This is a genomic window from Henriciella sp. (assembly GCF_049649345.1).
Taxonomy (GTDB): Bacteria; Pseudomonadota; Alphaproteobacteria; order Caulobacterales; family Hyphomonadaceae; genus Henriciella.
Genome location: NZ_JBARZC010000319.1, coordinates 1 through 3,435, shown reverse-complemented (window position 1 = coordinate 3,435; position 3,435 = coordinate 1). Strand labels below are relative to the sequence as shown.

The 3,435-nt window shown below is 61.0% G+C and carries 4 protein-coding genes; 3 read left to right on the top strand and 1 reads right to left on the bottom strand.

Annotation, left to right across the window (positions count from 1 at the left end; all coding sequences use genetic code 11):
• Positions 1 to 204 (top strand): hypothetical protein (locus WA989_RS08410; protein WP_424340054.1); only part of this gene is annotated, 204 nt, incomplete at its 5' end.
• A gap of 5 nt (positions 205 to 209) precedes the next feature.
• Here WA989_RS08410 and WA989_RS08405 read toward each other — a convergent pair.
• Entirely contained in the window at positions 210 to 2,171 is a 1,962-nt protein-coding gene (locus WA989_RS08405) for a prolyl oligopeptidase family serine peptidase (protein WP_424340053.1), read from the bottom strand.
• A 208-nt stretch (positions 2,172 to 2,379) separates the two neighbouring features.
• Here WA989_RS08405 and WA989_RS08400 point away from each other — a divergent pair, with 208 nt between their 5' ends.
• Both WA989_RS08400 and WA989_RS08395 read left to right on the top strand, forming a co-directional pair.
• Complete coding sequence (locus tag WA989_RS08400; protein WP_424340052.1) at positions 2,380 to 3,078, top strand: hypothetical protein; 699 nt, start codon at positions 2,380 to 2,382, stop codon at positions 3,076 to 3,078.
• Between the two features lie 3 nt (positions 3,079 to 3,081).
• On the top strand, positions 3,082 to 3,435 hold a 354-nt coding region (locus tag WA989_RS08395; RefSeq protein ID WP_424340051.1), incomplete at its 3' end, for a class I SAM-dependent methyltransferase.

Below are 3,435 nucleotides of genomic sequence, written 5' to 3'. Positions count from 1 at the left end.
GAGCTGTTCCGGCTCAAGGCTGCCTTCAAGGTGGAGGTGAAGCTCTGCTTTCGGCAGAGCTTCGATCAGGGCATTCAGGTCAGACATCCGGCCGCTTACTCCTCGCTCTCGTCTTCGTCCTGCTTGGCCGGGTCGTATTTGGCGAACCAGCCCATGATATTATCGGTCTTGGCGATCAGACGGCTGGGGCGGCTGGCGATATAGTGCGGCTAGCCGGGGACACGGATGAGCGCGGTGTCGACGCCGTTCTGTTTGAGGCCGGAATAGAACTGCTCAGCTTCCCAGGCGGGCGTGCGGAAATCTTCTTCGCCGACCATCATCAGCGTCGGGGTGGTGACATTGCCGACATAGTTGATCGGTGAGAGCGCGAGGAATTTCTCAGGCTCTTCCCATGGATTGGCGCCGATCCAGTGCTTGTTCACGAAGACGCCGATATCGCTGGCGAGCCCCATCGTCATCCAGTTGATCACGGGCTTGATCGAGGCAGCCGCTGCGAAGCGGTCGGTCTTGGTGACGGTCCAGGCCGTGAGGATGCCGCCGCCGGAACCGCCTGTGATGAAGAGGCGGTCAGGGTCGACATACTCGCGCGCGACAAGCTCATCCACGACGCTCATCAGATCGTCATAGTCATTGCCGGGATAGGCCTTGTCGATCTCCTGGGCGAAGGCCTCGCCATAGCCGGTCGAGCCGCGCGGATTGGACCAGACCGTGACATAGCCTTCGGCCGCGTAGCGCTGGATTTCGCTGGCAAAGAACGGGCCGTACATGGCGAAGGGGCCGCCATGGATTTCGAGGATCATCGGAAAGCTGCCATCGGCGGTAAAGTCTGGCGGCAGCGCGACCCAGGCTTCGATCTCGCGTCCGTCATGGCTGGAGGAGACCTTGATTTCTTCGATCCGCGCCATGTCGAGATAGGGGATGACATCGGCGTTGAGAGAAGTCAGCACCCGGTCGTCTACATTGCGGCCAGCAACGGCCACTTCAGACGGCGTGTTCGGAGAGCCGGCGGTGTAGGCAAAGACCGGGCGGTTTGTGTCAGAGACCGAGAAGTCGGCGCCCGAATACGGCCGGCCAATCGAGGCGCCGCCAAGGCCTGACACGGCGATGCTGGTGTCGCCGTCGAGTTCGATCTGGAACACATCCATATTGCCGGCATTCTCGATCAGGGAATAGAGGCTGCGGCCGTTCGGGGCCCACTCGACCTGGCCGAACTCGCGATCGAGATCGGCGGCGATTTCGCGGACATTCGAGCCGTCTGCGTCCATCAGATAGAGATTGGCCTGCTGGTAGGCCATGACTTCATCGTCATAGCCCCGGAAGGCGATGGTCTCGCCGTCCGGAGAGACGACAGGGCTGTAATCGGGGCCGCTGCGGCTGGTCAGCGGGCGCACCGACTGGTCAGACAGCTCGATCGCATAGATCTCGCTTTCGACCGGCTGCATGTCGCGGTCCTCATCGAGATTGCCGCTGGCGAGCAGCGTATCATTGTCGAGCCAGACGGGCGGAGAGAACCCGCCTTCGTCATCGGTGATCTGACGCGGCGAACCGCCATCGGCCGACAGGACGAAGACCTGGTCATAGCCATCTTCGAGATAGCCTGCGCCATCGAAGCGGAAGGTCATGTCGTCGTAGACCTTTACCGGCTCGTTCCATTCGGCGCCTTCGGGCTGCTCGATCGGCGTGGCAAAACTCGGTTTCTCCTCGGCCACGAACATGGAGAAGGCGATCAGGTCCCCATTCGGAGACCATTTTGCGCCAGCCGCGCCTTGCTCAAGCTGGGCGAGTGAAAAGCTGTCGCCGCTGTCGAGATAGAGAAGGCGAAGCTCTGGCTTGCCGTCATTCGAGCTTGAATAGAGGAGTTTCGACCCGTCCGGAGACCAGACCGGGCTGCTTGCAGACGCGCCGCCTGTCACGAGCGGACGCTGATTTCCCGATTTGACATCGATGATCCAGAGGTCGCCGCGGTCTTGATCCTTCAGCTTATCCATGGAGTGGCGGACATAGACGATCTTGGAGCCATCCGGCGAAATCTGGGGCGAGGTGGCGTATTCGATGTCGAAGACGCGCTCGGCCGTGAAGCGCTGCGAGGTGTCCTCTGTCTCCTGCGCCATCGCCCCGGTGACCGCCAGAGCGGCTGCCGCACATGTCAGCCCGAACTGTCTGAGCATCATCCCATCCTCCTCAAAATTTCCATCTGCCGCGACGCTAGCATGCGGCTGTTGCAGCCGATACCCAGTCTGAGGTTGTATTGCTCACTGCCTCAAATTGGGCAAGGTTCCGGCCCAGACCAGCTGGGCGGAAAGACCGGTTTGGGAAATCAGGGGTCTGCGTTAGAACGGTGGGAAGAAGAGCGCCAGCGCGGCGAAAAGAAGGTGTTGAATGGGATTGATCTGGTGGATTCTTCCGAGTCTCGCAGGCGTTGTCGGCCTGATGCTGACCTTTGCCGGGCTGGGCCGTCTGATGAAGTTGCGGCTTGCCGCCGGTGGCCTGCGCTTCCTGTTCGGGGTCGGCTTTCTCGGCGCTGCCGGGATCGGCACGTTCGCCGGGCTCAATCTTCAGACCTATAAGCGCCTCACCTATGAACGGCCTGTCGCGCAGGTGACCTTTGATGCGGTGTCCGGCGAGGAGAATGCCTATCGCGCCCGTATCGTGCTGGCGGAAGGCGACGGCGTCACCTGTTTCGTCGCGGGCGGCGGCGAGGAAGACTGCATCCTGCAGGGCGACGAATTTTCCATGGGCGCGCGCGTCATCACCTATGAGCCGATGGCCAATATGATGGGCTATGACAGTGTTTACCGGCTGGAGTATATCGAAGGCCGCCAGTCACGCCGCTACAATACAGCCACTGTCAGCGAAGCGACCAGCAATGGTCTGGCGCTTTCCAAGAACCCCGGCCTCGACGTCTATGCGTTGGCCAGGGAAGAAGGAACGCGTGTCGGCATGCAGACCCAGTTCGGGTCTGCCGTTTATGCGCCGATGGCCGATGGCCTCTCCTATGATGTTGTGATGACGCAGGACGCGCTTGTCCTGAAGCCCGGCAATCCGGCTGCGCGTCAGGCGCTCGACCGGAGGGACTAGGCAATGGGGCTCTGGGAAAAATATGTCGTCCCGCCGCTCGTCTCCTGCGCGTGCTCGACCAAGCCGATCATGAAGCAGCGCGCCAAAATCGTTCCGCGCGCCCATGGCAATGTGCTGGAGATCGGCTGCGGATCAGGCACGAATTTCGGCTTCTACGCCCATAATGACATCGATACGCTTTATGCGCTGGAGCCGTCCGGCGGCATGATCAAGCGGGCGCGCAAAGAGGCTGCGAATTTTGGCTGGGGCAACCGGATCGAATTTCTCGAAACAGGCGCTGAATCAGTGCCGCTGCCCGACAATTCTATCGACACCGTCGTCATCACCTTCGTGCTCTGCACCATCCCGGATTGGCAG